This is a genomic window from Paractinoplanes lichenicola (assembly GCF_016785085.1).
GTDB lineage: Bacteria > Actinomycetota > Actinomycetes > Mycobacteriales > Micromonosporaceae > Actinoplanes > Actinoplanes lichenicola.
Window position 1 is genome coordinate 248,187 of record NZ_JAENHO010000004.1, and the last position, 26,348, is coordinate 274,534.

28 protein-coding genes are annotated in these 26,348 nt (G+C 69.8%); 15 read left to right on the forward strand and 13 right to left on the reverse strand.

Annotation, left to right across the window (positions count from 1 at the left end; all coding sequences use genetic code 11):
- Positions 1 to 141: 141 nt before the first annotated feature.
- A complete protein-coding gene (locus tag JKJ07_RS51715) occupies positions 142 to 927 on the reverse strand; it encodes a TetR/AcrR family transcriptional regulator (protein WP_202992041.1) in 786 nt (261 codons plus the stop codon).
- A gap of 62 nt (positions 928 to 989) precedes the next feature.
- On the opposite strand from JKJ07_RS51715, the gene JKJ07_RS14610 reads away from it, so the two are divergent.
- The 4 genes from JKJ07_RS14610 to JKJ07_RS14625 are packed head-to-tail and all read left to right on the forward strand — an operon-like array spanning position 990 to position 3,001.
- Complete coding sequence (locus JKJ07_RS14610) at positions 990 to 1,889, forward strand: glycoside hydrolase family 113 protein (RefSeq protein WP_202992042.1); 900 nt, start codon at positions 990 to 992, stop codon at positions 1,887 to 1,889.
- Between the two features lie 37 nt (positions 1,890 to 1,926).
- Positions 1,927 to 2,232: an ArsR/SmtB family transcription factor gene (locus JKJ07_RS14615; RefSeq protein WP_202992043.1), complete on the forward strand. Its 306-nt coding sequence runs from the start codon at positions 1,927 to 1,929 to the stop codon at positions 2,230 to 2,232.
- Positions 2,229 to 2,654, forward strand: coding sequence for an SRPBCC family protein (locus tag JKJ07_RS14620; RefSeq protein ID WP_202992044.1), 426 nt, complete (start codon positions 2,229 to 2,231; stop codon positions 2,652 to 2,654). The genes JKJ07_RS14615 and JKJ07_RS14620 overlap by 4 nt, the downstream gene beginning before the upstream one ends.
- Entirely contained in the window at positions 2,651 to 3,001 is a 351-nt protein-coding gene (locus JKJ07_RS14625; RefSeq protein WP_202992045.1) for a nuclear transport factor 2 family protein, read from the forward strand. Before JKJ07_RS14620 ends, JKJ07_RS14625 begins: the two co-directional genes overlap by 4 nt.
- On the opposite strand, the gene JKJ07_RS14630 is transcribed toward JKJ07_RS14625, so the two are convergent.
- The 5 genes from JKJ07_RS14630 to JKJ07_RS14650 all read right to left on the reverse strand — a co-directional run bounded on the left by JKJ07_RS14630 (position 2,998) and on the right by JKJ07_RS14650 (position 9,608).
- Positions 2,998 to 3,174, reverse strand: a complete 177-nt coding sequence (locus tag JKJ07_RS14630; RefSeq protein WP_202992046.1) for a hypothetical protein — start codon at positions 3,172 to 3,174, stop codon at positions 2,998 to 3,000. The two genes, JKJ07_RS14625 and JKJ07_RS14630, sit on opposite strands and share 4 nt — an antisense overlap.
- 305 nt (positions 3,175 to 3,479) lie before the next feature.
- A complete protein-coding gene (locus tag JKJ07_RS14635) occupies positions 3,480 to 4,247 on the reverse strand; it encodes an enoyl-CoA hydratase/isomerase family protein (RefSeq protein WP_236029102.1) in 768 nt (255 codons plus the stop codon).
- Between the two features lie 5 nt (positions 4,248 to 4,252).
- Entirely contained in the window at positions 4,253 to 6,478 is a 2,226-nt protein-coding gene (locus tag JKJ07_RS14640) for a CaiB/BaiF CoA-transferase family protein (protein WP_202992048.1), read from the reverse strand.
- Positions 6,478 to 8,163: an AMP-binding protein gene (locus JKJ07_RS14645; RefSeq protein ID WP_202992049.1), complete on the reverse strand. Its 1,686-nt coding sequence runs from the start codon at positions 8,161 to 8,163 to the stop codon at positions 6,478 to 6,480. The genes JKJ07_RS14640 and JKJ07_RS14645 overlap by 1 nt, the downstream gene beginning before the upstream one ends.
- Positions 8,160 to 9,608 carry an aldehyde dehydrogenase family protein gene (locus tag JKJ07_RS14650; protein WP_307834264.1) on the reverse strand — a complete coding sequence of 483 codons (1,449 nt, stop codon included), beginning with the start codon at positions 9,606 to 9,608 and terminating at the stop codon, positions 8,160 to 8,162. Before JKJ07_RS14650 ends, JKJ07_RS14645 begins: the two co-directional genes overlap by 4 nt.
- Positions 9,609 to 9,753: 145 nt before the next feature.
- Here JKJ07_RS14650 and JKJ07_RS14655 point away from each other — a divergent pair, with 145 nt between their 5' ends.
- Positions 9,754 to 10,470: an SDR family NAD(P)-dependent oxidoreductase gene (locus JKJ07_RS14655; RefSeq protein ID WP_202992051.1), complete on the forward strand. Its 717-nt coding sequence runs from the start codon at positions 9,754 to 9,756 to the stop codon at positions 10,468 to 10,470.
- Here the strand turns inward: JKJ07_RS14655 and JKJ07_RS14660 are convergent.
- A complete protein-coding gene (locus JKJ07_RS14660) occupies positions 10,464 to 10,889 on the reverse strand; it encodes a DUF6069 family protein (RefSeq protein ID WP_202992052.1) in 426 nt (141 codons plus the stop codon). The genes JKJ07_RS14655 and JKJ07_RS14660 overlap by 7 nt on opposite strands.
- A 101-nt stretch (positions 10,890 to 10,990) precedes the next feature.
- On the opposite strand from JKJ07_RS14660, the gene JKJ07_RS14665 reads away from it, so the two are divergent.
- Positions 10,991 to 11,422, forward strand: a complete 432-nt coding sequence (locus tag JKJ07_RS14665) for a MarR family winged helix-turn-helix transcriptional regulator (protein WP_202992053.1) — start codon at positions 10,991 to 10,993, stop codon at positions 11,420 to 11,422.
- Positions 11,423 to 11,722: 300 nt separating this feature from the next.
- The gene (locus tag JKJ07_RS14670) at positions 11,723 to 13,663 is read left to right on the forward strand and encodes a GDSL-type esterase/lipase family protein (protein WP_202992054.1); all 1,941 of its coding nucleotides are present in this window, start codon (positions 11,723 to 11,725) and stop codon (positions 13,661 to 13,663) included.
- 129 nt (positions 13,664 to 13,792) lie between these two features.
- Here the strand turns inward: JKJ07_RS14670 and JKJ07_RS14675 are convergent, their stop codons facing one another.
- A complete protein-coding gene (locus tag JKJ07_RS14675; RefSeq protein WP_202992055.1) occupies positions 13,793 to 14,410 on the reverse strand; it encodes an NADPH-dependent F420 reductase in 618 nt (205 codons plus the stop codon).
- 102 nt (positions 14,411 to 14,512) lie between these two features.
- On the opposite strand from JKJ07_RS14675, the gene JKJ07_RS14680 reads away from it, so the two are divergent.
- Complete coding sequence (locus tag JKJ07_RS14680; protein ID WP_307834303.1) at positions 14,513 to 14,863, forward strand: winged helix-turn-helix transcriptional regulator; 351 nt, start codon at positions 14,513 to 14,515, stop codon at positions 14,861 to 14,863.
- 7 nt (positions 14,864 to 14,870) lie between these two features.
- Here the strand turns inward: JKJ07_RS14680 and JKJ07_RS14685 are convergent, their stop codons facing one another.
- Positions 14,871 to 15,767, reverse strand: a complete 897-nt coding sequence (locus tag JKJ07_RS14685; RefSeq protein ID WP_202992057.1) for a LysR family transcriptional regulator — start codon at positions 15,765 to 15,767, stop codon at positions 14,871 to 14,873.
- A 66-nt stretch (positions 15,768 to 15,833) separates the two neighbouring features.
- Here JKJ07_RS14685 and JKJ07_RS14690 point away from each other — a divergent pair, with 66 nt between their 5' ends.
- The 5 genes from JKJ07_RS14690 (at position 15,834) to JKJ07_RS52440 (ending at position 19,696) form a co-directional block, all read left to right on the forward strand.
- Complete coding sequence (locus tag JKJ07_RS14690) at positions 15,834 to 16,592, forward strand: inositol monophosphatase family protein (RefSeq protein ID WP_202992058.1); 759 nt, start codon at positions 15,834 to 15,836, stop codon at positions 16,590 to 16,592.
- A complete protein-coding gene (locus JKJ07_RS14695) occupies positions 16,592 to 17,161 on the forward strand; it encodes an NAD(P)-dependent oxidoreductase (protein ID WP_202992059.1) in 570 nt (189 codons plus the stop codon). Before JKJ07_RS14690 ends, JKJ07_RS14695 begins: the two co-directional genes overlap by 1 nt.
- 5 nt (positions 17,162 to 17,166) lie before the next feature.
- Entirely contained in the window at positions 17,167 to 18,330 is a 1,164-nt protein-coding gene (locus tag JKJ07_RS14700) for a glycosyltransferase (RefSeq protein ID WP_202992060.1), read from the forward strand.
- A gap of 10 nt (positions 18,331 to 18,340) precedes the next feature.
- Complete coding sequence (locus tag JKJ07_RS14705) at positions 18,341 to 18,895, forward strand: GNAT family N-acetyltransferase (RefSeq protein ID WP_202992061.1); 555 nt, start codon at positions 18,341 to 18,343, stop codon at positions 18,893 to 18,895.
- Between the two features lie 504 nt (positions 18,896 to 19,399).
- Positions 19,400 to 19,696: a hypothetical protein gene (locus tag JKJ07_RS52440; protein ID WP_438871413.1), complete on the forward strand. Its 297-nt coding sequence runs from the start codon at positions 19,400 to 19,402 to the stop codon at positions 19,694 to 19,696.
- 145 nt (positions 19,697 to 19,841) lie between these two features.
- On the opposite strand, the gene JKJ07_RS14715 is transcribed toward JKJ07_RS52440, so the two are convergent.
- Positions 19,842 to 20,663: an oxidoreductase gene (locus tag JKJ07_RS14715; protein ID WP_202992063.1), complete on the reverse strand. Its 822-nt coding sequence runs from the start codon at positions 20,661 to 20,663 to the stop codon at positions 19,842 to 19,844.
- A 62-nt stretch (positions 20,664 to 20,725) separates the two neighbouring features.
- Between JKJ07_RS14715 and JKJ07_RS14720 the strand changes: the two genes are divergently transcribed.
- Positions 20,726 to 21,520: a helix-turn-helix transcriptional regulator gene (locus JKJ07_RS14720; RefSeq protein WP_202992064.1), complete on the forward strand. Its 795-nt coding sequence runs from the start codon at positions 20,726 to 20,728 to the stop codon at positions 21,518 to 21,520.
- 114 nt (positions 21,521 to 21,634) lie between these two features.
- Complete coding sequence (locus JKJ07_RS51720) at positions 21,635 to 24,037, forward strand: FG-GAP-like repeat-containing protein (protein WP_202992065.1); 2,403 nt, start codon at positions 21,635 to 21,637, stop codon at positions 24,035 to 24,037.
- 85 nt (positions 24,038 to 24,122) lie between these two features.
- Here the strand turns inward: JKJ07_RS51720 and JKJ07_RS14730 are convergent, their stop codons facing one another.
- The 3 genes from JKJ07_RS14730 to JKJ07_RS14740 all read right to left on the reverse strand — a co-directional run bounded on the left by JKJ07_RS14730 (position 24,123) and on the right by JKJ07_RS14740 (position 26,348).
- Positions 24,123 to 24,977: an endonuclease/exonuclease/phosphatase family protein gene (locus tag JKJ07_RS14730; protein ID WP_202992066.1), complete on the reverse strand. Its 855-nt coding sequence runs from the start codon at positions 24,975 to 24,977 to the stop codon at positions 24,123 to 24,125.
- A 157-nt stretch (positions 24,978 to 25,134) separates the two neighbouring features.
- On the reverse strand, positions 25,135 to 25,896 hold the full coding sequence (locus JKJ07_RS14735) for a helix-turn-helix domain-containing protein (protein ID WP_202992067.1): 762 nt from the start codon (positions 25,894 to 25,896) through the stop codon (positions 25,135 to 25,137).
- A gap of 110 nt (positions 25,897 to 26,006) precedes the next feature.
- Positions 26,007 to 26,348 (reverse strand): ferredoxin family protein, encoded by a 342-nt coding sequence (locus tag JKJ07_RS14740; RefSeq protein ID WP_202992068.1) that lies wholly within the window; start codon positions 26,346 to 26,348, stop codon positions 26,007 to 26,009.

A 26,348-nucleotide genomic window follows, 5' to 3' on the forward strand; every position in this document is an offset into this window, starting at 1 on the left:
CTGCGGTGGGCTTGGGCCGGCGTCGGCCTGCGGTGGGCTTGGGCCGGGGTCGGCCTGCGGTGGGCTTGGGCCTGCGGCGGGCTTGGGGCGGTGCCGGGCTTGGGTTGGCGTGGGCCTGCGGCGGGCGTCGGAGCGCGAGCGTCAAGCGGGCGCGGTTCGGCCGTCGGTGGCGGCGTCCAGAGAGGGGCGGAGGGGGAGTAGGGCCGCCCGCACCAGGTCGGGTAGTGACCCGGAGGGGATGACGAAGCCCGGCATGGAGGGCGGGACATTCGCCGCTCCGAGCCATCGTTCGAGGGCGACCCGTACTGCGGCGTTCGCGGCTGCGGCGAGCACCTCGGCGGTCAGGGCGTCGATCTCAGGGTGCCGCGCCACGATGGCCGGCCCGTCGAGAGTGGTCATGCTGTCGACGTAGCAGGCCCGCAGCGAGGTGCTGGCCGAGATCATGGCGAGTGCTTCGGCCGGCGGAGGTGCGGCCGTCCAGGCGGCGGACGATCTCGTCAGCACGTCCCCGACGTTCCCAGCGTCCGGGGCCTCCCCGGCCGCGCCGTCCCCGGCTGCAGCGTCCCCGGCCGCGTCGTCCCCAGCGTCCCCGGCTGCAGCGTCCCCGGCCGCGTCGTCCCCAGCGTCCCCGGCAGCGGCGTCCCCGGCGGCGGCGTCCGCGGTGTAGAGGCCGATCACAGCCTCGATCACGGCGTCGCTCAACGGCCCGTCCGGGCTCAGCCGGGCCGTCCGGTCAGCGGTCAACGCGGCCACGATCGCGTGGTCGCGACTAGGGAAGTAGTTGTTGTACGTGCGCGGCGAGACCCCCGCGGCCTCGGCGATGTCGTCCACCCGTACGCGTTCCGGGCCGTGTTCCAAGGCGAGCCGCAAAGCCGCCGCGCTCAGGGCCTCGCGGGTCGCCTGCTTCTTCCGCTCGCGAAGACTCATGCCGCCACCCTCGCACCAAAAGTACGTGGACGCAAACTTGCGTGCACGCAATAATGACGTCCATGAGAGCGAAAGGCATCGCCTACGACACCGGCTTCGTCGTCGACGGGCGCAACTCGATCGACCACCTCGACCCCGCACGCCTCGAGTTCACCGCCGAGATCGCGGCTTCTCTAGGCCTCGAGGTCTGGTTCTCGCCCTACCCGCTGGACCTGACGTTGGAAGAGACGAAAAGCCTGTTCCGAGACTGCGCCGAGCGGGCCGAGCGCCTCCGCGCCGCCGGAAGCGAGGTCGTGTTCGTGGCCGGCGTCGAGCTGACCCTCATGGTTCGCGGTCTCGTCAACGGCGACCGCCTGCCCGATCGCCTCGGGCACCTGTTCGCCGATCCGCGGGCGCGCATGCCCGAGGCCCGCGACCGTCTCGACAGTTTCTTTCGCGACGTCGTGCCGCGGATCCGGGAGCGGTTCCACGGCAAGGTCACGTACGCCGCGATCCCTTACGAGGCCACCGTCTGGGAGCTTTTCGACTTCGTCACCCTGGAGCTGATCCGCTCGGCGGAGGTGGCCGAGCAGTTCCCTGACGCCGTACGGGATCTGGTCGCCCATCCGAAACCAGTCGCCGTCTCCGGTTTCGGCTGCGCGACGTGGCGCGGCGCGGCCGAGGTGGCCCCGCGCAGCATGGAGATCGTCGAGCCCGGCGGGAAGAGGCTGGACGGCGTCTACGAGCGCGCCGAGGCCGAGCAGGCGAGATATCTGGCCGAGGTGCTCGACATCTTCGACCGGGCCGGCGTCGACAGCACGTTCGTCCACCTGTTCGCGCTGCACAGCCATCCGCATCGCCTCGGTGGCGATCCGCGCGACGACCTCGACCGGGCCAGTCCGGGCGTCGTCAAGGTCTTCGACGACGGCCACTGGGAACCGAAAGCCGCCTTTGCCGCGGTCGCCGCCGCGTACACAAACTAGCGCTTTCACAAACAGGTGTTTGTGTTAGGGTTCGGCCATGACCGATCTTGATTCGGCGTTCGCCGCGCTCGGTGACCCCGTACGGCGGGCGTTGGTGAGCCGGCTCGCGCGCGGTGACGCCACCGTGAGCGAGCTGGCCGCGCCGTTCGACCTGACGCAGCAGGCCATCTCGCATCACGTCGGGGTGCTGCGCCGGTGCGGCCTGGTCGAGCAGCGGCGCGAGGGCACCCGGCGGCCCTGCCGGTTGCGGGCCGACCAGTTGACGCTGCTCGGCTCGTGGATCGACGAGCAGCGCCATACCTGGAACGACCGCCTCGACTCGCTCGAGAAGCACCTGTCGTGATCACCGGCGACGAGCTCATTGCCGTACGCCGCCTGGCCGTCCCGCCGCCGCGAGTGTGGACGGCCTTCACCACGCCGGCCGGCATCGCCGCGTTCTGGGGCGGCTCACACGCGGTGGTGCCCCCGCAGTCGGTGACCGTCGACCTGCGCGTGGGCGGCGAGTTCGCCCTCGACACCCGCGGCCCCGACGGCACGGGCCGGCGACTTCGCTTCCGGTACGCCGTCGTCACGCCCCCGCACGAGCTGGTCTTCGACGAGCCGGTCACCGGCATCCGCACCACCGTGACCCTGCGCCCCGACGGCGACGGCACCGACCTCACCGTCCAGCAACGCAAGCTCCCGCCCGAGTTGCGGACCGCGCAGGCCGCCGACGGTCTCGCGTCAATCCTCGACGCCCTCGCCACCCACCTGGAGACGCCATGACAGCCCAGCAGGATCTGGTCGCCGAATACTTCGCCGGTTTCCGCGCGAGCGACCACCCCCGCATCCTGGCCACTCTCACCGACGACGTCGACTGGGTCATCCACGGCCACCGCACCACCACCGGCAAGACCGAGTTCGACGGCGAGATCGAGAATCCGGCCTTCACCGGCAGCCCCGAGCTCGACGTGCAACGCGTCTACGAGGACGGCCCGGTCGTCATCACCCTGGGCGAGGGCCTCGGCGCCACCGTCGAGCACGGCCCGTTCCGGTTCGCCTTCAACGACACGTTCACGTTTCGCGACGGACTCATCGCGCGCGTCGACTCGTACGTGGTGCCTTTGCCTTAGCTGACGCCGAAGGCCTCGGTGGTGACGCCGTCGACCGGAGTGGTGCCGGTCAGCACGGGCAGGCCGCGGCGGTCACCCTTGAGGGCGTACGCGAAAAAGGCTTTGAGCAAGGTGACCGTCGCCTTCTGTTGCTGCACGGCGGTGGGCCGGCGTGATCGGTGTCGCCGAAGCATTCCGCCGAGAGGACGGCCACCGGCGCCCGGGTCACCGTCGTGTCGTAGCCCTCGTCGGTGTAGGCGGCGATCGCGGCCACACCCCTGCGAGGTGACCGGCGAAGTCGACGTCGCTCCCACGCCCGGTGGCGGGATCGGTGAACTTGCCGGCCGGCGATCCACCAGGCCTCCCAGGCGGTCCTATCGCGCGGTCGGGAGCGGACCTGAGTGTTTTGTGGCGTGAGCGGGAGGAGCGCGGCGGCAATGGGAGTGCTACGCCGGAGAGGGCGCGGCGATCACAGCAGCGCGCCCCCTCCGGCGGGTCCTCAATTGCCGCGGAATTCCGGCTTGCGCTTGTCGAGGAACGACTGCAGGCCCTCGGCGGCGTCCTCGCTCGCGATCACCTGCTGGACGGCGGCCCACTCCACGGCCATCGCGCCCTCCATATCGAGCGGCGCCCCCTCCAGCATCGACGTCTTGAGCAGCCCGATCGTGGCGGTCGGCTTGGCCGCCCACTCAGCCGCCCGCGTGGCGACCACGGCCGCGAACTCCTCGTCGGGCACGACCTCGTCGACCAGGCCGATCTCCAAAGCGCTGGCGGCGGACAGACGGCGGCCCTCGATCATCAGCAGCTTGGCCTTGTGCAGGCCGAGCAGACGGGGGAGCCGCTGGCTGCCGCCCGCGCCGGGGAACAGGCCGAGCTGCATCTCGGGGAAGCCGACAGTGGCCGACGCGGCGGCGATCCGCAGGTCGCAGGCCAGCGACAGCTCGGCCCCACCGCCCAGGGCGTGACCGTTGAGGGCGGCGATCACCGGCTTGGGGGCCAGTTCGAGCAGCCGCTGCACCTCGATCCAGCGGCGCATCCGGACGTGGTTGTCGAGCGACAGGTCGCGCATCACGGCGATGTCGGCGCCCGCGATGAAGAAGCGGCCGACACCGGTGAGCACGATGACCCGTACGGAAGGGTCGTCGGAAAGGCCGGGAACGACCGTCAGGAACTCCTCGATCAGCTCCGGGGTGACGGCGTTGGCGGGCGGGCGGTCGATCACCACGGTGGCGACACCGGCGGCCACATCGACGTTGAGGAAGGTCATCGGTCTCACTCCAGGACTGTCGGGTCGGCGGCGACGATGCCGAATTCGGTCAGCACCGCGTCGGTGTGCTCGCCCAGCAGCGGGGCGGGACGGTCGACGCGGACCGGCGTACGGGAAAGCTTGAGAACGCTGCCCTCGTGGCGGACCTCGCCGGCCAGCGGGTGCCGCAGCATGGGATAGAAACCGCGGTCGGCCAGCTGTGGGTCCAGGTCAGTGAGGTCCTCGCCGGTGCTCACCACGGCGGCCGGGATCCCGTGCGCCTGCAGCAGCTCGGCCGTCTCGGAGGCACCCCGCGCCCGGGTCCAGGCGGCCAGCTCGGCGTCGATGCGGTCCTCGTTGGCCTTGCGCTCGGCCAGATCAAAACCGGCCTCCCGTACGCCGGTGAGCCGCGCCAAGGTCCGCCACTGCTCGTCGTCCAGGACCGCGATGGCAACCCAGCGGTCCTCGCCCAGCGCCGGGTAGACGCCGTGCGGGGACCGGGTCGCCAGCCGGTGCGGCCAGGCCGGGGTGGCCCCGGTCGCGACCGTGCCCAGCTGCTGCTCGAGAACGGCCGGCCCCATCGACGCGGCCATCGCCTCGAGCTGCGACAGGTCGACGAACCCGCCCCGCTTCTCCTGCAGCAGCGCCACGATCGCGAGCACGGCGGCGTTCGCGGCCACCATGTCGCCCAGCCCGAACGTGAGCCCCTGCGGGTCGCCGCCCGGGTCGGCCGTCTCGTGCGTGAGCCCCGACATCGCGGCCAGGGTGTCGGCGAACGTGACCGCGTTGCGCCACGGCCCGTCCTGCCCGACCCCCGACATCGAGACCGCGATGATTCCCGGGTTCACCTCGGCCAGCGACTCGTGGTCGAGCCCCCACTTGGCCATCGTGCCCGGGCTGTAGTTGTCGATGATCACGTCGCACTGCGCGGCCAGCTCGCGCACGATCTGCTGACCCTCGGGCGTGCGCATGTTCACGGCGATCGAGCGCTTGCCGCGGTTGAAGTTGAGGAAGTAGCCGCCGTCGTCGTGCGTGGCGCCCGGCCGCAACCGCATCGAAGGCGCGAACCTGGTCGGGTCCTGCCGATGCTTCGACTCGACCTTGATCACGTCGGCGCCGTGGTCGGCGAGCTGCCGGGTCGCGTACGGGCCCGCAAGAACCCACGTCAGATCGAGCACCCGCAGGCCCGTCAGCGCCGGCATGTCTTTGTCGCCGCGCCGCCAGGTCTTCGAGCCCGGCTCCGAATCGGGCAGCTTGACGGCGTAACCGACGTCGGTCAGCCCGTCCACGTCGATGAAGAAGTCACGCGCCCGCAGCTGCGGATTCTCGGCGAGCTGATCGGCCCGGCTGACCTCGGCCCACGGCAACGCCCGCCGCCGTCCCTCCTCGCCGAGCGTTCCCGCCGTACGCCGCGCCGCGAACCGGGCCACGACCTCGTCCACGTGCGGGCGCTCGTTCCAGCGGTAGACGGCGTCGGCGTACTTCTCGTCGATCAGGTCCTCGGCCTCACCCACCTCGACCATCCAGGCCAGCAGGTCGGTCCACATGCGATTGCTGCCCGAGTAACCACCCGCGGCGTAGCCGTCGGCGGCCTTGAACACGCGATGCGCGACGTGGCCGTAGATTCCGCCCGTACGCCGGGGGAACGCACCCGCGTGAATCCAGGCGATCGCACCGGTCTCCAACGTCGCCGCCACCGCCTCCTGCGCGGACACGTCGATCAGCTGACCGCCGCCGTCCTGGTTCGCGCCGTCGCGGTTCTCCGCCTGGTTCGCGCCGTCGCGGTCTTTGGCCAGCAGGCCGAGATAGGCGCCGATCGCCGCGTGGGCGCCCGCGATTTGCAGCGCCGACTCGCGCGGGGGCGGCTTGGGCGGCCCGTCGGCACGACCGCCGAGCCACGTCATGCCACCCGCGGACGCCGCGATCAGATCGTCGGCCAGCCACTCGCGGCGCGGCCCGGTCAGCCCGAACGGCGTCACCACCACATGCACCAGCCAAGGCCAGCGGGACTTGCCGTCCGCGGTCAGACCGCGCAGCCGCGCCACCGGGCCGCTCTCCACGACCACGTCGACCTCGGCGGCCAGCGCGTCGAGGTCATCGGTTGCTGCCCGCCGGGTCCCGGCATACCAATGGAGGCCGGCGGCCCGGTCGGCCGGCTCGTCGAGCGGCACCCGAGTGACATCGGCACCCAGCCCGATCAACGCGCGGATCGCCGCCGCGCCGAGTTCGTCGGTCAGATCCAGGACTCGCACTATCGATCCTTTCCGGCAGAGGGAAATACGGGCGGGGGTGGGGCGTGCCCCGAGTCGCCGCGCGTCTCGACGCACTCCTCGGCCGGGGCGGCCGTCGCGGTCGGAACTGCGACCGGCATGGGGGCGGCGACGGAGGGGGAGGCCGGGACTCGTCGGAGGTGTTCGAGGTCGGCGGCCGCGGCAACGAGGGCCGGGTCGCGCAGGGCGGGCTTGCTGACTTTGCTGGATCCGTTGCGGGGCAACGACTCCAGAACGGCGATGTAGCGCGGCCAGGCGTGCCGGGGGAGTCGCTCCCGGCACCAAGCGTGCACGTCTTCCGGTGTCACGTCCCGGGCGGGGACGACCGCGACGAGCAAGTCCTCCTCGGTGAACTCGGAGCTCAGTCCGACCGCGGCCGCCTCGCGTATGCCGGGCATGGCGGCCACGGCCGACTCCACGTCCCAGGCCGAGATGTTCTCGCCGCGGCGGCGGATCACGTCGGAGTGGCGGCCGCAGAAGACCAGCCGGCCGTCCTCGTCGAACCGGCCCAGGTCGCCGGTGGCGATCCACTCCGGGGGCGGCCCGGGGGTGCCCACATAGCCGAGGGTGCTGATGTGCGGGTGCCGGGCGCGGACCGTGATGCCGCCGGTCTCACCCTGCGGCACGGGCTTTCCCGCGGCGTCGCGCAGCGTCACCTCGTACTCGGGAAGCGGTTTTCCGGCAGTGCCCGCCGTGACGTCGCCGAGGCGGTTGGACGTGACGTCGCCGAGCTCTGTGCAGGCGTACGCCTCAATCAGCTGGACGCCGAAGCGCGACCGGAACTGCTCGGCCAGCCACCGCGGCGCCGGCCCGCCATAGGCCCGCGTGACCCGGTGTTCCTCGTCGGTTTCCCCCGTACGCAACAGGATCGCCGCCACCGCACCCATGAAGTTGAACGCGGTGACGCCCTCGTCCCGGCAGATCTGCCAGAACGCCGACGCCGAGAATCGTGGCACCGCCAGCAACCGTGCCCCGCTGACGAGCGCGGCCAGCAGCCCCGTGTGCCGGATGTTGACGTGGTTCCACGGGAAAGCGTTGTACAGAACGTCATCCGGACCGTATCGCATGGAGTCACTGACCCGCCGCGCGTGCCGCACACCGGCGAAATGCGGCAGCAGCACGCCCTTGGGCCGTCCCGTCGTGCCCGAGGTGCTCAGCACGAGCGCCGGATCGCCGGGCCCGGGCAGGCGGGGGAGCGGACCCGGGCGCAGGTCGTCGAACGTGCCCGGGCCGCCGCCGTCGTCCACGGTGAAAACCGTCGGCGCCAGGGTGGCCAGCGCGGGGTTGGCGGCCAGCGCGGCGGTGCCCAGCAGAGCCACCTCCGCCCGAGGCCCGCCGCCGGACGTGTCGAGGGCGGCCGGCACCTCGACACGCCCGGCCCGGGCCACTCCCGCGACGACGGTCGCGAGGGCGGCCCCGGGGCGGAGGCACGTGACCACCGATGCGTGCGGGCCGAGGGCCAGGGTGGGCGAGGACAGCTGCCGCGCGACCCGCTCGGCCCCGAGGAGCAGGTCGCCGGCCGTGATGCCGCCCTCGCCCAGGAACGTGGCCACGACCGTGTCCGGGTCGTGCTCGGCGCGCCGGGTGAGCACGTCGACGAACGTCTCCGGCCGCCCGGTCACGGCCGTCATCGAGCCTGGCTGACGGCGCCCGGTCACGGCCGTCACCGGGCCAGGTTGACCCATACGCCCTTCGTCTCGGTGAACTCGTCCAGCGCGTACGTGCCCATCTCGCGCCCCCAGCCGGAGAGGCCGAAGCCGCCCCACGGCGCGCCCGGGTCGATCAGCGGCAGCTGGTTGACGAAGACGGTGCCGGCGTGGATCCGCGCGGCCAGCCGGTGCGCCGCCGTCAGGTCCTGCGTCCACAGCACCGCGGCCAGGCCATAGTCGCTGTCGTTGGCCCGCGCGATGACCTCGTCCTCGTCCTCGTAGCTGAAGATCGACAGCACCGGACCGAAGATCTCCTCGCGGGCGATGGTCATGTCATCCCGTACGCCGGAGAAGACGGTCGGTGTGAAGAAGTAGCCGTCGTCCAGGCCCGCCCCGGAGGCCCGCTTGCCGCCCGTGACGAGCTGGGCGCCCTGCTCGACGCCGCCGTTGACGTAGCCGGTGACCCGGTCCAGCTGCTCCTGCGAGACCAGCGGGCCGAGCACGGTGTCGAAGTCGATGCCGGGACCGATCTTGAGGGTCTGCGCGGCCGCCGCGATCTTCTCGGTGAACTCGTCGGCCCGCTTGGCGTCGACATAGAACCTGGTGTACGCCCCGCAGGCCTGCCCGGTGTTGAACAGCGCGCCCTGCAGGTTGCCCATCACGGCCGCGTCGATGTCGGCGCCGCGGGTGATGATGCTCGGCGCCTTGCCGCCCAGCTCGAGGCTGACCCGCTTGAGGTCGGCCGCGGCCACCCCCGCGATCTGCTGGCCGACCTCGGTCGAGCCGGTGAACGAGATCTTGTTGACGCCGCGATGCGCGACCAGCGCCTTGCCCACCTCGGGACCGCCGGTCAGCACGTTGACGACGCCGGCCGGGATGCCCGCCTCCAGGCACAGCGCGCCCAGCTTGAGCGTGCTCAGCGGGGTCTGCTCGGCCGGCTTCAGCACCACGGTGTTGCCGGTGGCCAGGGCCGGGGCCAGCTTCCAGGCGGCGATCGCGAACGGGAAGTTCCACGGCGTGATCAGGCCGACCACGCCGAGCGGCTCGCGCCGGGTGTAGTGCAGCGTGTCCGGCACCGACACCGACGACAGCTTGCCCTCGATCTTGGTGGCCCAGCCGGCGTAGTAGCGGAACACCTGCGCGGCCAGGGTGACGTTGACGTTGGTGGTCAGCGCGATCGGCATGCCCTGGTCGTGCGTCTCCAGCTCGGCCAGCGCGGTGGCGTCCCGCTCGATCAGGTCGGCGACCTTCCAGAGCAGCCGCCCCCGGGCGTCCGGGCTCAGGTCGCGCCAGTCCGGGTCCTCGAACGCCGTCCGGGCCGCGGCCACCGCGACGTCCACGTCGGCGCTGCCGGCCTCGGCGAACTCGGCCAGCTTGGCCCCGCTGGCCGGGTCGAAGGTCTCGCTGACCCGGCCCGACGCCGCCGGAACCCACTCGCCGGCGATCAAGAGCTGTTCCGCCACGGTGCCCTCCCTCAACGGCGGCACGCCCACCGCGCCACCGAGGTCCCGATCGTCGGGCGACCCCCGAACAGGGTCAACGCGATCGGACCGCCCACCGGACCGCAACGATGGCCCCCGTACGGCCTCCCGGGTCAGGATTCGGCGCATGGGAGCTGTGGTGATCACCGGCGGAACCAGCGGCATCGGCCTGGCCGTGGCGGCCGCGCTGGTCGCGCAGGGCCGCCCGGTGGCCGTGCTGGGCCGCGACGCCGCCCGCTGTCAGGCCGCCCGGGACGCGCTGGGCGGGGACGTGCTGGCCGTTCCCGGCGACACCACCGACGCCCAAGTTCTTGCCGAGCTGGTCGCGGAGGCGGAACGCCGCTGGGGGGCGGTCGACGGCCTGGTCACCGCGGCCGGCCGACTGGCCCGCGGCAGCCTCCTCGAGCTCACGGAAGCCGACTTCCAGGCCGCCTGGGAGACCAACGTGATGGGCACCTGGCTGGCGATCCGGGCCGTAGCCCCCGGCATGACCACCCGCGCCCACGGCCGGATCGTCACGATCGGCTCGGTGCTCGGCTCGACCGGCGCCCCCGAACGCGCCGGCTACGCCGCTACTAAGGGCGCGGTCGCCGCCCTGACCCGCTCGCTGGCCCTAGAACTGGCCGGCACCGGCATCACGGTCAACTGCGTCGCCCCAGGCCCCGTACGCACCCCCATGAACGCCACCGACAAGGTCTCGGACGCCTTCACCGCCAAGATCCCCGTCGGCCGCTGGGGCACCCCCGACGAGGTCGCCCACGCCGTGCTCACCCTGCTGGACCCGTCAAGCAGCTTCACCACCGGCAGCACATGGCACGTGGACGGCGGCTACACCGCTCAGTAACGCGCGCTCGTAAGCCGCAACCCGGGGATGAGCACGGCGGCAAGCGCGACATGCGTGACGGCCAAGACAATCTTGCTCCCGCTGGACGCCTCCACGCTCACGAACGGCACGAACGACACCGCCAGAACCACGAACGCCGCGATCGTCCAGATGAGAACGGCCCGAGCGGTGAACCGTTCCAGGATGGCCAAAGCCGCCCAGCCGACCAGGCTGAACACCGCCGCCATGAACACAATCTGGCCCACGCCAAGGTCCATGACCGGCTGCCCCGGCGACTGCACCACCAGGTCATGCCCGAGCAGCGGCTCCCCGACGACCCACGCGACCACACTCGCGAGCACCGCAGCCCCGACCACCAGCATCCGCCTGCCCGTTCTGCCGAACCGCCCGGTGGACTGCGTCTTCGTTTGCACTGCCATAGCTCCTCCTTGAGCAAGTCAATTGTTGAGCAAGTCAACCTTTTTCGGAGCCTAGCAGATACTTGAGAATGTCAACTATCGAGAATGCGTACCATTAGCCCATGGCTGCCGAAGACCCGCTGATCACCGAGCTGACCGACCTGGCCTTCCACGTGTCAGGCCGCCTCCAGCAGGGCTTCAATGCGATCGCGGCCGAGCTCGACCTGACACCCGTTCAGGCGGTAGCCCTGGTCAACCTGCGCGACCCGGCCCCCATGCGCGACCTGGCCGGCGTCCTCCACTGCGACGCCTCCAACGTCACCGGCATAGTCGACGGCCTGGAACGCCGCGGCCTCGTCACCCGCGAACCCGCCCCCACCGACCGCCGAGTCAAACACCTGATCCTGACCGACGAAGGCCACCGCCGCCGCAACCACCTGATGACCGAGGCCAACACCAGAGCCGAGGCCCTGTTCAACCTCCCGCCCGCCGACCGCCGCCACCTCCGCGACCTGCTCGCCACAATCGTCAACGCCGACCAGCAGCATTCGTGACCTGTTCCCCACCCGCAAATGCCGGACGCCGCCCATGCTCTGGCGGCCGTATCCAGCAATCGGTCTCAGTGGACGTCCCTTGTTCCCTCGGAAGCGGTCGTCTTTTCGTGGCAGCGTTCGTGCTGTTCAACGGGGCGATTTGTCAGGTCAGCCGGTGCTCCGCACCCGGGTCTCGTCCTTAGGATCAGCGGCATACATTTCGTCGATCGACGGCGGCGACATGCCTCGGGTGCGGAATCCATGCAGCCGCGCGGCTCATCGAGACTATTCTTATCATTCAGGAGTACGGAAGCTGTGATTATGGCTGGAATGGGGCGACGCACGCTTGCTCGAGGTACTGTTTCGCTGCTTATGGCATGCGCATTTCTTACCGCCGGGGAACAAGCATTCGCCGCTGCTGGTAGCACTTTTACCTACATCGACTTCGCCGCCGCTTCTGATCTGATCCTCAACGGAAACGCTTCCGTCAGCGGCGCAGCGCTACGACTGAGTGGCACCGGCGTCGACGAGTCGGCTGCGGCGTGGCACGGTAAGCCCATCGATCCGGACGCTTCGTTCGAGAGCGTGCTTCATGTGTCCCTGCATGACGGCTCGACACCGCCGGCCGACGGTCTCGCTCTGGTGCTCCAGTCGTCCGGGGCGGGTACCGCCGCTATCGGCCGGTTCGGTGAAGGCATCGGTTATGGAGGCATCACTCCGAGCGTCGAGGTCGAGTTCGACACGTGGCTCAACGACTGGGACCCCGATGCCAACCACATCGCTGTCACCACCGGCGGCGACGAAACGAAATCGCTGGCCATCGCCGCGCCTCCCTTCGCGTTGTACGGAGCCCCTTTCACAGCCTGGGTGAACTATGACGCGGCCGGAAAGCGTCTATCGGTCTTCGCGTCGCAGAATGCGCAGAAGCCGGCCGCCCCCATCGTGTCCGCCGACATTGATCTGTCCGCTGTACTCGGCAAGTCGGCTCCCGCGTACGTCGGTCTGACCGGAGGCACGGGATCGAACCACGAACTCGCCGATGTCACCTCCTGGTCATTCGGAGGTCCACCTACCACGGCTCCGCGATTGACCACTGCTCCTGCAGGTCTGATCTACGCTCCGCCGACGGGTACACGGAAAATCGCCATTGCGGCAGCGTCCGCACCGAGACTCAAGATTGAAGTCGATCGGGCGGCGTTGCGTCCTCGTGGGGTGAAGTACGACCGGCTTGGACTACCTAAGTCACCGGTTCGAGTTCAATGCTCCGGTCTTGGCGTCGAGTCGAGCAGCCCTTCCGTCACCTGCGAGTTGTCCCAAACCGACTCGAAGATCATCACGGTACCGCTGTGCTTCGACTTGCAGTCGACCACCGCCGACTTCGATCAGACATGCTTCCAGGTACGTGGCGGTCATGGGATCGGACTCGGTGACTCTTACGCGAGCGGCGAGGGTGGGGGCGGCTACGTGAACAGCACCGCGAAGAACGGCCTCGGCGTCTGCGATCGTTCTCGGTACGCCGCCTCGCAGCAACTCTTCGACCGGCACATGGCGAAGATCCGATACGACCTGCTGGCTTGCACCGGGTTCACGAGCGTCGACATGCAGAACGTCAGGGTGAGCAGGTCTCAAACGTATGCTCCGGTGGCGACTCAACTGGACTATCTGGACGACGACGTCACTTTGGTGACGCTCAGTGCCGGCGGAAATGATGCTGGCTTCTCCGATGACGTGAGTTCATGCCTGAAAGTCACCCGTTGCGACATCGACCCGGCGTTCACCACCAAGCTCGCCAAACGGCTCGCCGACATCCCAGGTCGCTTGGATGCTCTCTATGGTGCGGTGCGCGCGAAGGCGCCCAACGCTCAGGTCTTGGTCCAGGGCTATCCGTACCTGTTCCCGAAGACCGGGAACTGCCGCCGGACCGACGTCAGGATTTACGGAGCCGGAACCATCACTCCGGAGGAATACCACTTCATGATGCGGGAGGAGGAGCGGCTCAACGCCATGATCGCGACAGCCGCCGGCGAGCACGGCTTCACCTTCGTGGACGTCGCTGCTCCCACCTCTTCTGACAGCTTCGCCGGCCACTGGTCGTGTGGCCCGGACAGTTGGATTCACGACCTGACACTCTCGTCCGGCGCCAGCGCCAAACTGAAGCTCAGCCTCGAGGCGTTGCACCCTACTAAGGAAGGGCAGACCCACCTGGCGAACCTGCTCTGGGCCAAGCTGAATCGAGGCGGATGGACGCCGCCGTCCAGATGAGACTTTGGCTCAGCAAGCCGGCCTGAAAGAAAGATCAGGTGAATTGGTTCCAGCCGGTGCCTACAAGGTCGGGGCGGAGCTATTCATGCCGGCAACGATCGTCGAACGGCGACCAACTGACGTATGTGACTAGACCGCTGGGATTGCCAGTTGGGGGTTGATGCCGGCGAAGGCGAGGGTGATGACGAAGCCGGCGACTTCCTCGAGCTGTCGTGCCCGGTCCAGGCCGCCGAAGACGACTGGGGTGCCGCCGATGTCGCGGATCAGCGAGCTGACGGTCTGCAGCGGGGCTGGGTCGTCGCCGCAGATCGGGACTGTCACCGGGGGCGATGTGGGAGCCGTCCAGCGCGTCGACGGGAAAAGGTGAAGCGCCTTGACTACGTGGGCGCCGGGGGCGAGTTCGGCAACGCGCTGCGCGATCGCACGGCCGGGGTCGGTTCGTAGTACGCCTATGCCGTGGTCGACCGCGTTGGTCGGGTCGATGAGTGGCTTGCCGGTGAGCGAGCCGTCGGGTGCGCCCACCGCCGTGAGGATGTCGGCGATGCCTTCCCAGCGCACGCTGAGCAGAACGGCGTCGGCGTCCTTGACGATGTCGGGCAGCGGCCCGTAGTGAGCTCCGGATGCCTCGGCCGCGGCGGCCGCGCGCTGGGGTGAACGGCCGCCGATGTTGACGTCGTGGCCGGCCCGGGTCCAGCCGGTGGCTAGTGCCGTGGCGAAGGTTCCGGTGCCGAGAATCGCGATTCGCATGGGTTTGGACGTTAGAGAGTTCGACGCGAACCATGAGGTGCGCATCGGCCGTGGCACGATGGGCGGATGTCTGGTGGCACGGGCCGAGACGGCTTGGAGTTCGTGGCGGACTGCCGGCTGCGGATGGGCACCGACCTGTTTGCGCACGTGTGGGATCCGGTGGTGCTGGCGGCGTTGACTGTCGGTCCGCGACGTCGCCGTGCGCTTCGGGCGCAGATCGGCGGGATCAGTGACAAGGCGCTGACCGAGGCACTCAACCGGCTCATCGCGAACGGCCTGCTCGAGAAGCGGTCGTACGCCGAGGCGCCTCCTCGGGTCGACTACGCGTTGACTCCCCTCGGCCAGACCTTCGCCGGGGGGCCGATGCGAGCGCTCGCCGACTGGGTTCTTCGGCACGGGGACGAGCTTTTCGAGGCGCAGCAACGGATGCGCCCGGCACACGCGCATTTGTGAGGGGTCGTTACCGGGCGGGCAGCACAGACGTGACGGCGTCGCGGACTTGGGTGCGGAACCAGGTGTGGGCGGGGTCGGTGTCGTAGCGCTGGTGCCAGACGGCGACGACCGGTGGGGCGGGCAGGGGCATCGGGAGCTCGTCGACGGCCACGTCGAAGGCGGCGATCAGGGGGCGGCACGAGGCTTCGGGGACGGTCAGGACGGTCTCGCCGCGGGCCACGATGTGCAGGGCGGTGGCGCTCGTGCCGACGGCGGCGACGACGCGGCGACTGAGCCCGGCGGCGGCCAGGACGTCGTCGACGGGATCGGCCAGGCGGCCTCGGCGCGACAGGAGGATGTGCGGGCGGGCCGCGTACGCGGGAAGGGTCTTGATCTTGGGTGTGGCGCGGCGGCGCACCAGGACGAGGCGGTCGTGGCCGATCGTGTCGGAGCGGAACTCGGGCAGGTCCGGGAGGGTGGCGCCGATTTGCAGGTCGACGCGGCCGTGGCGCAGGTCGTCGGAGTCGCCGGTGGCCTCGGCCAGCAGTCGCAGGCTGACGCCGGGGGCTTGCTCGGCGAGTGCGCTCAGCAACGGGGGTGCGAGCGCGGTGGCCAGGGCGTCGTGGCATTGCAGGGTGAACGTGCGCTCGAGCGTGGCCGGGTCGAACTCGCGGCTCGGGGCCAGCACCGACTGGGCCTGCAGCAGCACCTCGCCGACGCGGTCGCGAATTCCCACCGCGTACGGGGTGGGGGTCATGGTGTGGCCGGAGCGCACGAGAATGTCGTCGCCCGTGAGCCGGCGGATGCGGCCCAGCGTACGGCTGACAGCGGGCACCGACAGGCGCAGGCGCTCGGCGGCCCCGGTGACGCTGTTCTCCTCGAGCAGGGCGTGCAGGGCCGTCAGCAGGTTCAGGTCCAGTTGCATGGCAGTAAACATTAGCTTGCCAAGGTTGCATTGGATTTAACCGCGCCGCGGGCCGATGCTCGATGCATGGAACTTCTGAACTCGACCGTCACCGCCGTTCGTGAGGCGGGCGCCCGGCTGCTGGACCGTTACTCGACCTCGAGCCGTCCGGCGACCCTCGACGACCTGCTCGCGGCGCTGCGGGCCAACGACACCGCCGTCAGCGACGTGCTGCGGCCGGCCCTGTCGCACGCGCCCTGGGAGTCCGACGAGCACGCTACCGGGCCGATCGCCGGAGGGGACCGCTGGGTGGTGGACCCGGTCGGCGGCAACGTCAACACCGTGCACGGCATGACCGACTGGAACATCGGCGTCAGCCTCGTCCGCGACGGGCGGCCGGTGCTGGCCGTGCTCTACGCGCCGCTGGCCGATGAGATGTTCACGGCTACGGCGGGCGGCGGGGCGTTTCTCAACGGGGTGGCGCTGCGGGTCAGCGCCAAAAATGATTTGCGGGCCGCGGTGGTCGGCACAGGCCAGGCGGCACCCGGTCGTTCCTTCAAATCAGCGGCTTTCATGGGGGCCTCGATCACCGCCATGATGCAAGAGGCCCTGTACGTCCGCATGTCCGTGCCCGTCGGGCATCAGCTGGCGCAGGTCGCGGCCGGGCGGATGGACGCGCACTGGCAGTACGACAACGTGCGCTCGCACATCGGGCCGGTGCTGCTCGTGCAGGAGGCGGGCGGCGTCGTCACCGACCTCGACGGGAAGCCCTGGGACATCACGTCGCCGTCCTATGTGGCGGCCGCGCCGGGCGTGCACGCGGCTGCCCTCGCGGTGGTGCGCTGATGCGGGTCGCCGTGCTGGGTGCTTCGGGTGCAACCGGGCGTCTGCTGACTTCTGCGGCCCGTGCGCGGGGGTTGTCCGTCGTGGAGATCGCCCGCTCGCTGCCGCCGCCCGCGGTCTTCGGCGACGTGCACGACCCGGATTCGATCAAGCGGGCCGTGGACGGGTGTGACGTGCTGGTGTCCGGGCTGGGGGTCGTGCGGGACAGCCCGCCGGGCACGCTGGCTGCGGGGGCTCGGGCAGCGGTCGGCTCCGGGGTGCCGCGGGTGATCTGGTTGGGGGCGTTCGGGACGGGACGCACCGCGGTCTTTGCTAGCGGGCTCACCAGAGCAGTTATCGGGCTGGCGCTGCGTCGCGAGCTGGCCGACAAGGCTGCCGCCGACGAGATCGTGCTGGCGGCGGGCGGGACGGTCTTCCACGCCGGTCCGCTCACGAACGCCCCGGGCTCGCGCGCGTTCCTGCCCCGCCGGTTCTTCCCGGCGACCATCAGCCGGTCCACGGTGGCCGCGGCGATGATCGATGAGGCGATCCGGCCGCAGAACCCCGGCCGCATCGTGACGGCGCTAGCGTAGGGCGGATGCGGGTTCTGATCGTGACCGCCGGATCGCGGGGCGACGTGGCACCGTTCACCGGCCTGGGGCAGCGCTTGGAGCGGGCGGGTCACCGGGTGACGCTGGCCGCGCACGAACGGTTCGGCCCCCTCGTCCGCGACGCCGGGCTTTCCCATTACGTCCTGCCCGGTGATCCGGTCGAGCTGACCCGTGCGCGTACGGCCGCACCCGGCCCTGACGCCGCCCGGTCGGTGTTCGCCGCGTTCCTCGACGAGCTGGGCGACGGGGTGCTGGGCGCGGTGGCCGCGGGCGCCGACGTTGTGTTGACGGCCTTCGGGCCGGCGCCGCTGAGCCGGGCCGTGGCCGCCCGGTACGGGATCCCGTGCGCCGGGCTGTATCTGGCGCCCGGCGTCCCGACCCGCGAGTTTCCGCCGCCGGGTATGCCTTCGGGCGCATCGCCGGAGGAGAACCTCGCCGCCGGCCACACGATGCTTTCCGGCACGAGCGCCCTCTACGTCGACGTGCTGCGGCGGCTGGGCCTGGCCGCCGCCGACTCGGGGCCGATCCTGCACGGCTTCAGCCCCGTGGTTGTTCCCCGGCCGGCCGACTGGCCCGCTTCGGTGCAGGTGACCGGATTCTGGTGGCCGGCCGTACCTTCGGGGTGGGAGCCGCCCGCTTCGCTGGTGTCCTTCCTGGCGGACGGGCCGCCGCCGGTGTTCATCGGCTTCGGCAGCATGACCGAGGACCGTTCCGAGGTGGTCGCCGACGCGGTGCAGTTGGCGGGGGTACGAGCGGTGATCCAATCTGATCGGGCTTCTCCCGGCGCGACCTCATTTCTTGTTGGCGACGTTCCGCACGAATGGTTGTTCCCGCGCATGGCCGCGGTCGTTCACCACGCCGGGGCGGGCACGACCGGTGCCGGCCTGCGCGCCGGGGTGCCCGCCGTGCCCGTACCGGTGCTGGTCGACCAGCCTTTCTGGGCCGACCGTCTGCACCGGCTCGGCGTGGCACCGCCCCCGATGGCGTCGCTGACCGCCGAGTCTTTGGCCGGCTCGATACGCGCCTGCCTCGACCAGCCGTCCTACCGGGAACGCGCCGCCGAAGTGGCCGCCCGGATCGCCACCGAGGACGGCGCCGCCCCGGTCCTCGAACTGCTGTCCCGCTGGGACTCCGCTTGCAGGCATGGCTGAAGATCGTCGGGTGAGTGAGAACGTTTTCCCCGACATCGTTCTGCGTACCGCCCGGCTGACATTGCGCGCGCCGCACGAGGACGACGTCGACGCGATCGTGGCCGCCGTCGCCGATCCGCTGACGCAACGCTGGCTGCCGCTCCCGGACCCGTACGAGCGCGAGCACGCGGTGACCTTCGTGGCCGAAACCGCCCCGACCGTACGGGCAAGCGGCCGTGGCCTGATCCGCGCGATCGAATGCGACGGCGAGCTGGCCGGCCTGATCGACCTGAAGAACACCGACTGGCGCCACCGCACGACCGAGATCGGCTACTGGACGACCCCCGCCGTCCGCGGCCGGGGCGTGATGACCGAGGCGACGGTCGCGCTGTCCCGCTGGGCGTTGACCGAGGCGGCCTTCGAGCGGGTGATCATGCGCATCGCCCCGGGCAACACCGCCTCGATCCGGGTCGCCGAGCGGGCGGGCTTCACGTACGAGGGTGTCGCCCGCAACGCCGGCATCATCCACGCCGGCCGGGTGGACCTGGCGATCTATTCGCTCATCCCCGCCGACCTGACCACCTGACCCTTCTTGTGGTCGTCCAGGTCTGATGTGGCCGTCCACGCCGGCCGCATCAGTTCCTGACGCGACTAGCACAATCAAGCCCGGCCGGTTCGCCGTCCAAGTTCCAAGTTATCCACAGGCGCGCCTGAGCCCGCCCTCCAAGATCCGCCCCGCCCGGTAAAACGGCCGAGGGCGGGGGTCCCCCGGTCGCTTGGGTTCAAGGGATCGTTGCAACACCCGAGTTGATCGAAGTGTTGACGGGTGTTCGAGGATCGTGCAGGCAGTGGGTTGCCGGTTGCGGGCACGGCGGCGCAGCGGCAGGCATACCTAGATCTTGTGGCGCAGGGAATCGGTACCAGCGAGGCATGCCGGCGGGTCGGAATCGGTCGTAAGGTCGGCTACTACTGGCGACACCCGGAACAGCGTCGGGTCAGGCGGGCCGAGGAGAAAGCGAAACAGCGCAACGCCAAGGCGGCGGCGCGGGCGGCGTTCTCGAGCCGTTACCTGTCGGTCGAGGAACGGATCGTGATCGCGGATCGGCTGCTGGAGAAGGCGTCGCAGAAGTCGATCGCGGTCGAGCTCGGCCGGTCACCGGCCACGATCAGCCGTAACCGGCACCCGGGCACGGGCGTCTACCGGCCGCATGCGGCCCAGCAACGCGCCGAGGCCCGCCGGCCCCGCCCGAAAACCCCGCAAACTCGCCACCCGGCCGGTGCTGCACGCCGCGGTGCAAGCCATGCTGACCGACAGGTTCAGCCCGCAACCGGCCACTGGGAAGGCGACCTGATCGTCGGCAAGGACAACAAGTCGCCGCCCAAATGAACCGCCGCCCCCGCATGACATTGGGCTGGGACACCCCAGCCGAACGCCTGGCTAAACTCCTCGACACCGACCGTGTTGCAACGACCGGCTGAAACCGCCGTCGGGTGGGCCCTTTCTACTGCACGCTCAGACGATCAACGGTGTTTCATACGTTCAGCCGCTCCAAGGCCTCAGCCGGCAAAATCACCTCAGCCGCAGCCAGGTTCTCGCGCAAATGTGCCACCGAAGACGTCCCAGGAATCAGCAGGATATTCGGCGACCGCTGCAACAACCAAGCCAACGCCACCTGCTTAGCCGTAGCCCCCACCGAAGCCGCCACCGCATCCAACGCCGCCGACTGCACCGGGCTCCATCCTCCCAGCGGAAAGAACGGCACAAACCCGATCCCGTCCGCCGCCAGCGAATCCACCAGCGCGTCATCCCCGCGCAGGGCCAGGTTGTAGAGGTTCTGCACAAAGATGATCGGCCCGATTTCCCGCGCCTCGGCCACCTGCGCGGCAGTCACATTCGACAGCCCCAAATGCCGCACCAGCCCTTCTTCCTGCAGAGAGACCATTTCCCCGTACGCCGTAGCGACCGACCCGCCCCCGTCGACGCGCAAATTGACGGCGTCCAGCGTGTCCAGCCCCAAATGCGTCAGGTTCGCCTCCACCTGGCCCCGCAGGTCGTGCAATGACGGCTCCCACGACCCCGACGGCCCCCGCCGGAAGCCCACCTTCGTGACGATCCGCAGCGAGGGGTCGTACGGGTGCAGTGCCTCTCGGATGATCTCGTTGGTGATGAAAGGACCGTAGTAGTCGCTGGTGTCGATGTGGGTGACGCCCGATTCGACGGCGGTGCGCAGAACCCGTACGGCCTCGGCCCGGTCTTTCGGCGGCCCGAAGGCGTTGGGCCCGGCCAGCTGCATGGCGCCGTAGCCCATCCGGTTGACCTCGAAGTCGTCCGCGAGTCGCAGTGATGTGTTCATGACCTCGATCTTCGGCGCGCGGCGGCGGCCCGGGGAGTTACAGGTTGTACCACCATGGGGTGATGAACGAACTCGGCGCGGTCCTGCGGGCCTGGCGGGACAGGCGAGGCCCGGAGGCGCACGACCCGGCCCGACGGGTGCCGGGGTTGCGCCGCGAGGAGCTGGCCACGCTGGCCGGCATCTCGATCGAATACGTGGTCCGGCTCGAGCAGGGCCGCGCCCCGACCCCGTCGGCGCACGTGTGCTCGTCGCTGGCGCGGGCGCTCAAGCTTTCCGGCGACGAGCACGCCCACCTGCTGCGGCTGGCCGGGCACGCGGCCGACCCGGGGCGGGTGCCGCGGCAGATCCCGGAGAGCCTGCACCGGATCATGGCGCAGCTCGCCGTCAACCCGCTCGCCCTGTACGACGCCACGTGGCAGCTGCTGCACTGGAATCCGCTGTTCGCGGCGATGTGCGGCGATCCGGCCACCGCCGAAAGAAACGCGCTGATCTGCCACTTCGAGGGCCTATGGCCCTGGTTGCGCCTCTCAAAAGCCGAGCGGGCCGCGTTCGAGGAGTCGATGGTGGCCGACCTGCGGGCCACCACGAGCCGCTACCCGGACGACCCCGAGGTCGCCGCCCTGGTCGCGCGGCTGCGGGGCAACGCCCGGTTCCGCGAGTTGTGGGCGCTGCGCTCGGTGGCCGATCACCAGAGCGCGCACAAGACGATCGAGCACCCGGTCGTGGGCGACATCGCGCTCGACACGGACGTCCTGGCCACCCAGGGCTCGAATCTGCGGCTGGTCGTCTACACCCCGCGGCCGGGCACGGACGCCCGCGACAAGCTGGACCGGCTGAGCCGGGCGTCGGCACGCTGATCGATCCGTTACCCTCGTGCCGAATCGATTGCGATCGAACTTTCACGGGGGAACACCAACTTCATGCTGCCCAAAAAACTGCTAGCCGCCGGAATTGTCGCGACATTTCTGGTCGTGACACCCGCCGTGGCCCAGGCCGCGCCCCGACCGGTGGGCGCGATGCAGGCCGCAAGCCAGGCCTCGTACGACCAGAAGCTCGCGGTGGCGATCAAGTTCGGGCGCGGGGACGACTTCGCGCTGATCGAGCTGGCCGACCGCGACTTCGTCATCGCGATCTGGAATCACGTCAAGAACAACGCCGACCACCTCGAGGTGCGCGCCGCCGCCGAGCTGGCCTTCTCGGAGAGCGAGGAGAGCCCGGCCGCGTACGAGTTCATCACCGCCGGGGTGTTCGCCGCGTTCGACCGGGACGTCGCCCGCGAGCGGCAGGAGGCCGAGGCCAAGCGGCGGAGCGACTCGGCCCGCAGCGCGGCCGCGGCCAGCATCGACGTCGTGGCCGACGCCGCCCTGCTCAACGGGAGCGACGCTGACTTCGTACGGCTGATCTGGGAACTGGTCGCCGAGGACGTCAAGTGGCCCAAGGTCAAGACGGCCGCGCGCACGGCCCGCGAGGGCAGCGACGAGGACCGGCGCGTGTTCATCGCGACCGGCCTGGCCGAGGCCGCGCATCAGGACGTGGACGACCGGATCGCCGCCGACCAGGCCAAGACCGAGGCCGAGAAGGCGCTGGAAAGAGCGCGAGTCGCGAAGAAGCTGGCCGCCAACCGGATCGGGATGACCGTCACCGACGCGCTGCTCGGCCTGCCCGACCGCGACTTCGTGACCGAGGTCTGGAACTTCGCCACCGACGGCACCGAGGTGCAGGCGGCCGCCATCGCCGCCGCGCGCAGCAACGACGCGGCCGTGTGGAAGGCGTTCATCGACACCGGCATCCACGCCGCCAAGGACCGCGACATCGCGATCGCGCTCGAGCGGGCCTACCAGGCCGACCGCGCCCTGGCCCTGCAGATCAAGACGACCGCCACCACCAACGGCGATCTCAACCTGGCCTGGTACGCCACCAAGGCGCTCGCCGGCACGCCCACCGAGCTCAACGACTTCGTACGGGTGGGGCAGTTCGACCTTGACCTGGCCACCGGGTTCGAGAGCGCTGATGTGCAGCCGACCACGCCGGTCACCGGCAGCATCGTGGGTGTCACCAGCCCGACGGTCGCCGTGGCGGCCGGCTCCGGGCACTCGGGCACGTCGGCGCTGGTCTACTCCGGCACCGACGTCAACACCCTTTCCTCGTACGCCTACCTCAAGTCGATGACCGTGAGCCGGATCGCGGTCAAGCCGTCGACGAAGCTCTCGTACTGGATCCGCCCGCAGAGCACGGCCACCCGCCCCGAGGTCAAGACCCGCAACAGCACCTGCGTCTCGATCGACCTGATCTTCAGCGACGGCAGCACGCTGCGCGACTCGGGCCTGACCGACCAGCGCGGCACCCGCGTGCACCCCGCCCAGCAGTGCAGCAAGATCGTCGCGGACCGCTGGAACCAGGTCGTCGTACCGCTCGGCAGCCTCGCCGACAAGCAGGTGACCACGGTCGTCGTCGGCTACGACCAGCCGCGCAACGCGGGCGGCTTCCGCGGCCTGATCGACGACCTGACGATCACCGACGGCCCGGTCGAGGTCACCGACCCCGGCTTCGAGCCGGTCGACTACCCGCTCGACGCGTGGCGCAACGACTTCAACAGCGACGGCTGGGCCGACGTGATCGGCCGCAACCCGGCCGGCGAGCTCAAGCTTTACCGCGGCAACAACAAGGGCTCCTGGATCGACCCGTCGACCAACATCGAGATCGGGACGGGCTTCAACCAGTTCAACCACGTCTTCCCGGTCGGCGACTTCTCCGGCGACGGCGCACTCGACATCGTCGGCCGCAACGCCGCGGGCGAACTCAAGCTCTACCGCAGCAACGGCAAGGGCGGCTGGCTCAACGGCGGCAGCCCCGAGGTCATCGGCACCGGCTGGAACAACTTCACCGCGGTGTTCTCTCCCGGCGACTTCAACGGCGACGGCTTCACCGACGTCATCACCCGCAACAAAGACGGCGAACTGCTCCTCTACCGCGGCAACGGCAAGGGCTACTGGATCGACGGCTCCACCAACATCAAAATCGGCACCGGCTGGAACCGCTTCACGCTGATCTTCTCGCCCGGCGACTTCACCGGCGACGGCTTCACCGACGTCATCGGCCGCACCTCCACCGGCGAACTCCACCTCTACCGCGGCAACGGCAAGGGCGGCTGGCTCAACGGCTCCGACCCCGACGTCGTAGGCACCGGCTGGAACCAGTTCACCCAAATCCTCTCCCCAGGCGACTTCACCGGCGACGGTTTCACCGACGTCATCGCCCGCAACACCACCGGCGACCTCAAGCTCTACCGAGGCAACGGCAAGGGCTCCTGGATCGACCCCTCCACCAACATCAACATCGGCACAGGCTGGAACCAGTTCAACCTGATCTTCTGATCCGACAGTCAAAGGCCCCTTCCCCGTACGCGGGGAGGGGGCCTTCGCCGTCTGACTCACCGGCCCGGGAGTGGTTACCGGGTGTTCAGCACTGGCGCGGTCGCACTGATCCGGACAGGAAGCGGTGGTCCGATGTGCCGGAGTCGAGAATTCTGGCGTACGGGTCCTCGAAATGACAGTCGCTGGCGAATACGTAGTCGATCTTCTCGAACTTCTGGGTCGCCTCGCCGCCTCGGCAGGGGCTGGCCGCCCACAGGCAGGTGGTGTCGGCGATCTCCCGGAACTGGCCGCTTCCGCCGCTGTGGCGGTAGAGATGGCCGAGCCCATCAGAGCCAGGGGTGAGGTTGAAGTCCCCGCCGAGAATGACGGCCATCTCGGCCTGGGCCACCTCGGGTCGCTCCGCGATCGCCTTCGCCTGCGGGCCGGCGCGGTACCCGTGCTGGCTCAGGTGGGTCACGCAGGCACGCAACGACCGCCCCCGCAAGGACGTGTCAGCGCAGAGCAGCTGGCGTGTCTCGTCGCCGTCCGGGCGTCCGAGGTCGGTTGGGGTGTGGGAGGTGATCGCGCTCGACGTCAGAACGGCGACGCCGTAGCCACGAGCGCCGTTCTCAGCCACACCGCAGTAGCGGCCCTGCCACATCGAGGTCTTGAGGTCTGTGATGCCGGCGGCGAACCTGCCGTCCATCCGCCAGCCTCGTTCGGCCAGTTGCTTCTTCAGGGTCTCGTACTGCGACTCGCAGATCTCGTTGAGCGTGACGACGTCGTACCGCTTGGCCGGGATCAGGTTGAGAAGGTACGGCACCGGTCCGGCAGTGTCCCCTCCTTGCGCCGGACACTCGGGTCGGTAGAGCTGGGCACCGCAGATGTTCGCCTGCAGAACCCGGATGCGATCGGTGGCCGCCGCCGAGGGAACGGCCGTGGCCGACACGACGCCGGCCACAACTGCGACGACGGCCCAGAACCGTGCTGATCTCATGACGTGCTCCGTCCTGGTTCGCGGGCTCCTCAACGGCCCGCTGACCATCAGCACAGTGGCCGTTCACGCAGGCCACCACCGATCCGAACGACGCTGAACAAGGCTGAACACCCGTGTCGTCCTACGGCGCCTCGAGAACAATCGTCACAGTCGCGCCGGTCGACTCCGGGGGCGAGCTCACGACGTACGAATGGCTCTCACCACTGGGGCACGCCCGCCGCGGCGCGGCCCAGACGTTCGGCGCGCCGGGGAGACGCCCGAAGGTGATCTCGGCCCGCACGCAGCGCCGGTCGGCCTTGTCGTCGCGGAACCAGAGTTGTGCGGCAGCGCCGCCCCAGCACGGCGTGAATGTGTAGGAGAAGGCGTCCGTCGATCGGGTCTGCTGAGCCGCGCACGTCGGCGCCGGCGGCCCGCCGCGCCCGCTGTCGGCGGCGGCCAGCCCGAGCAGGACCAGGGGTCCGACCAGCGCGGCGGCCCGCCACCGAGGGCGTCCCACCGCCGGACGGCGCGTCTGCTTCGCCCTGGGTTCCTCGACCGGTAAAGGTTCCGCGACGGAAGTCTTCCGGCGGGCGACGAGGAGCCGGGTGTGGACCTTCGTCCACGGCTCGGTGTTCGTGATTCCGCAGGCCCGGACCCACGCCCTCACGTACTCCGTGTTGCTGGGCAACGCCCGATGCTTGATCCAGCTCGTGAGCACCGAGGACGAGAACCCGATCCCGTGCGGATGCCGGGGGTCCCCGGCGACGGCGTGCGACCGCTCCGACAGTTCGCGATAGGTCAGCCCCTGCGCCGTCCGGAGCATCTCGAGCTTGTCGAGGAAGGTGTCCTCGGTGTCGGCCGAGTCCGGTTCGGGGACGTCGGGCGAACTGATCCGGGGCGGCACGAGTCGATTCTGTGCTGAGCCGGCTCACGGCCTCGACGTTGCAGTCCTAGATCGGACAGCGGGACCACGGTTCCGGACGATGGGCGGATCTCGATGGACGGCCAACGGTCCTAGGCGTCGTAGTCGGTGATGAATGGGGTGTCGACGCCGAGTTCGCCGATTTTGCGGGCGCCGCCCGGGGAGCCGATCGGGGTGTCGCGGCCCGGCAGGACGATGGCGAAGAAGTTCTTTTGGTCTTCGACGAACTGGGTGCGTTCTTCGTCGCCGCGGGCTTTTCTGTCTACGAAGATGGCTTCTACTGGGCATTCGACCTCGCAGGCGCCGCAGTCGATGCATTCTGCGGCGTTGATGTAGCTTTTGCGGTCGCCTACGTAGATGCAGTCGACGGGGCAGACGTCCATGCAGGCGCGGTCGTTGACGTCGACGCAGTCCTTGCCGATCACGTACGGCAT

Excerpts from the sequence above, each read along its gene's own strand:
- JKJ07_RS51715 (WP_202992041.1), bottom strand. The coding sequence starts at position 927 with ATGAGTCTTCGCGAGCGGAAGAAGCAGGCGACCCGCGAGGCCCTGAGC.
- JKJ07_RS14610 (WP_202992042.1), top strand. The coding sequence starts at position 990 with ATGAGAGCGAAAGGCATCGCCTACGACACCGGCTTCGTCGTCGACGGG.
- JKJ07_RS14615 (WP_202992043.1), top strand. The coding sequence starts at position 1,927 with ATGACCGATCTTGATTCGGCGTTCGCCGCGCTCGGTGACCCCGTACGG.
- JKJ07_RS14625 (WP_202992045.1), top strand. The coding sequence starts at position 2,651 with ATGACAGCCCAGCAGGATCTGGTCGCCGAATACTTCGCCGGTTTCCGC.
- JKJ07_RS14630 (WP_202992046.1), bottom strand. The coding sequence starts at position 3,174 with ATGCTTCGGCGACACCGATCACGCCGGCCCACCGCCGTGCAGCAACAG.
- JKJ07_RS14635 (WP_236029102.1), bottom strand. The coding sequence starts at position 4,247 with ATGACCTTCCTCAACGTCGATGTGGCCGCCGGTGTCGCCACCGTGGTG.
- JKJ07_RS14655 (WP_202992051.1), top strand. The coding sequence starts at position 9,754 with ATGGGAGCTGTGGTGATCACCGGCGGAACCAGCGGCATCGGCCTGGCC.
- JKJ07_RS14660 (WP_202992052.1), bottom strand. The coding sequence starts at position 10,889 with ATGGCAGTGCAAACGAAGACGCAGTCCACCGGGCGGTTCGGCAGAACG.
- JKJ07_RS14665 (WP_202992053.1), top strand. The coding sequence starts at position 10,991 with ATGGCTGCCGAAGACCCGCTGATCACCGAGCTGACCGACCTGGCCTTC.
- JKJ07_RS14670 (WP_202992054.1), top strand. The coding sequence starts at position 11,723 with ATGGCTGGAATGGGGCGACGCACGCTTGCTCGAGGTACTGTTTCGCTG.
- JKJ07_RS14675 (WP_202992055.1), bottom strand. The coding sequence starts at position 14,410 with ATGCGAATCGCGATTCTCGGCACCGGAACCTTCGCCACGGCACTAGCC.
- JKJ07_RS14685 (WP_202992057.1), bottom strand. The coding sequence starts at position 15,767 with ATGCAACTGGACCTGAACCTGCTGACGGCCCTGCACGCCCTGCTCGAG.
- JKJ07_RS14690 (WP_202992058.1), top strand. The coding sequence starts at position 15,834 with ATGGAACTTCTGAACTCGACCGTCACCGCCGTTCGTGAGGCGGGCGCC.
- JKJ07_RS14695 (WP_202992059.1), top strand. The coding sequence starts at position 16,592 with ATGCGGGTCGCCGTGCTGGGTGCTTCGGGTGCAACCGGGCGTCTGCTG.
- JKJ07_RS14700 (WP_202992060.1), top strand. The coding sequence starts at position 17,167 with ATGCGGGTTCTGATCGTGACCGCCGGATCGCGGGGCGACGTGGCACCG.
- JKJ07_RS14715 (WP_202992063.1), bottom strand. The coding sequence starts at position 20,663 with ATGAACACATCACTGCGACTCGCGGACGACTTCGAGGTCAACCGGATG.
- JKJ07_RS14720 (WP_202992064.1), top strand. The coding sequence starts at position 20,726 with ATGAACGAACTCGGCGCGGTCCTGCGGGCCTGGCGGGACAGGCGAGGC.
- JKJ07_RS14740 (WP_202992068.1), bottom strand. The coding sequence starts at position 26,348 with ATGCCGTACGTGATCGGCAAGGACTGCGTCGACGTCAACGACCGCGCC.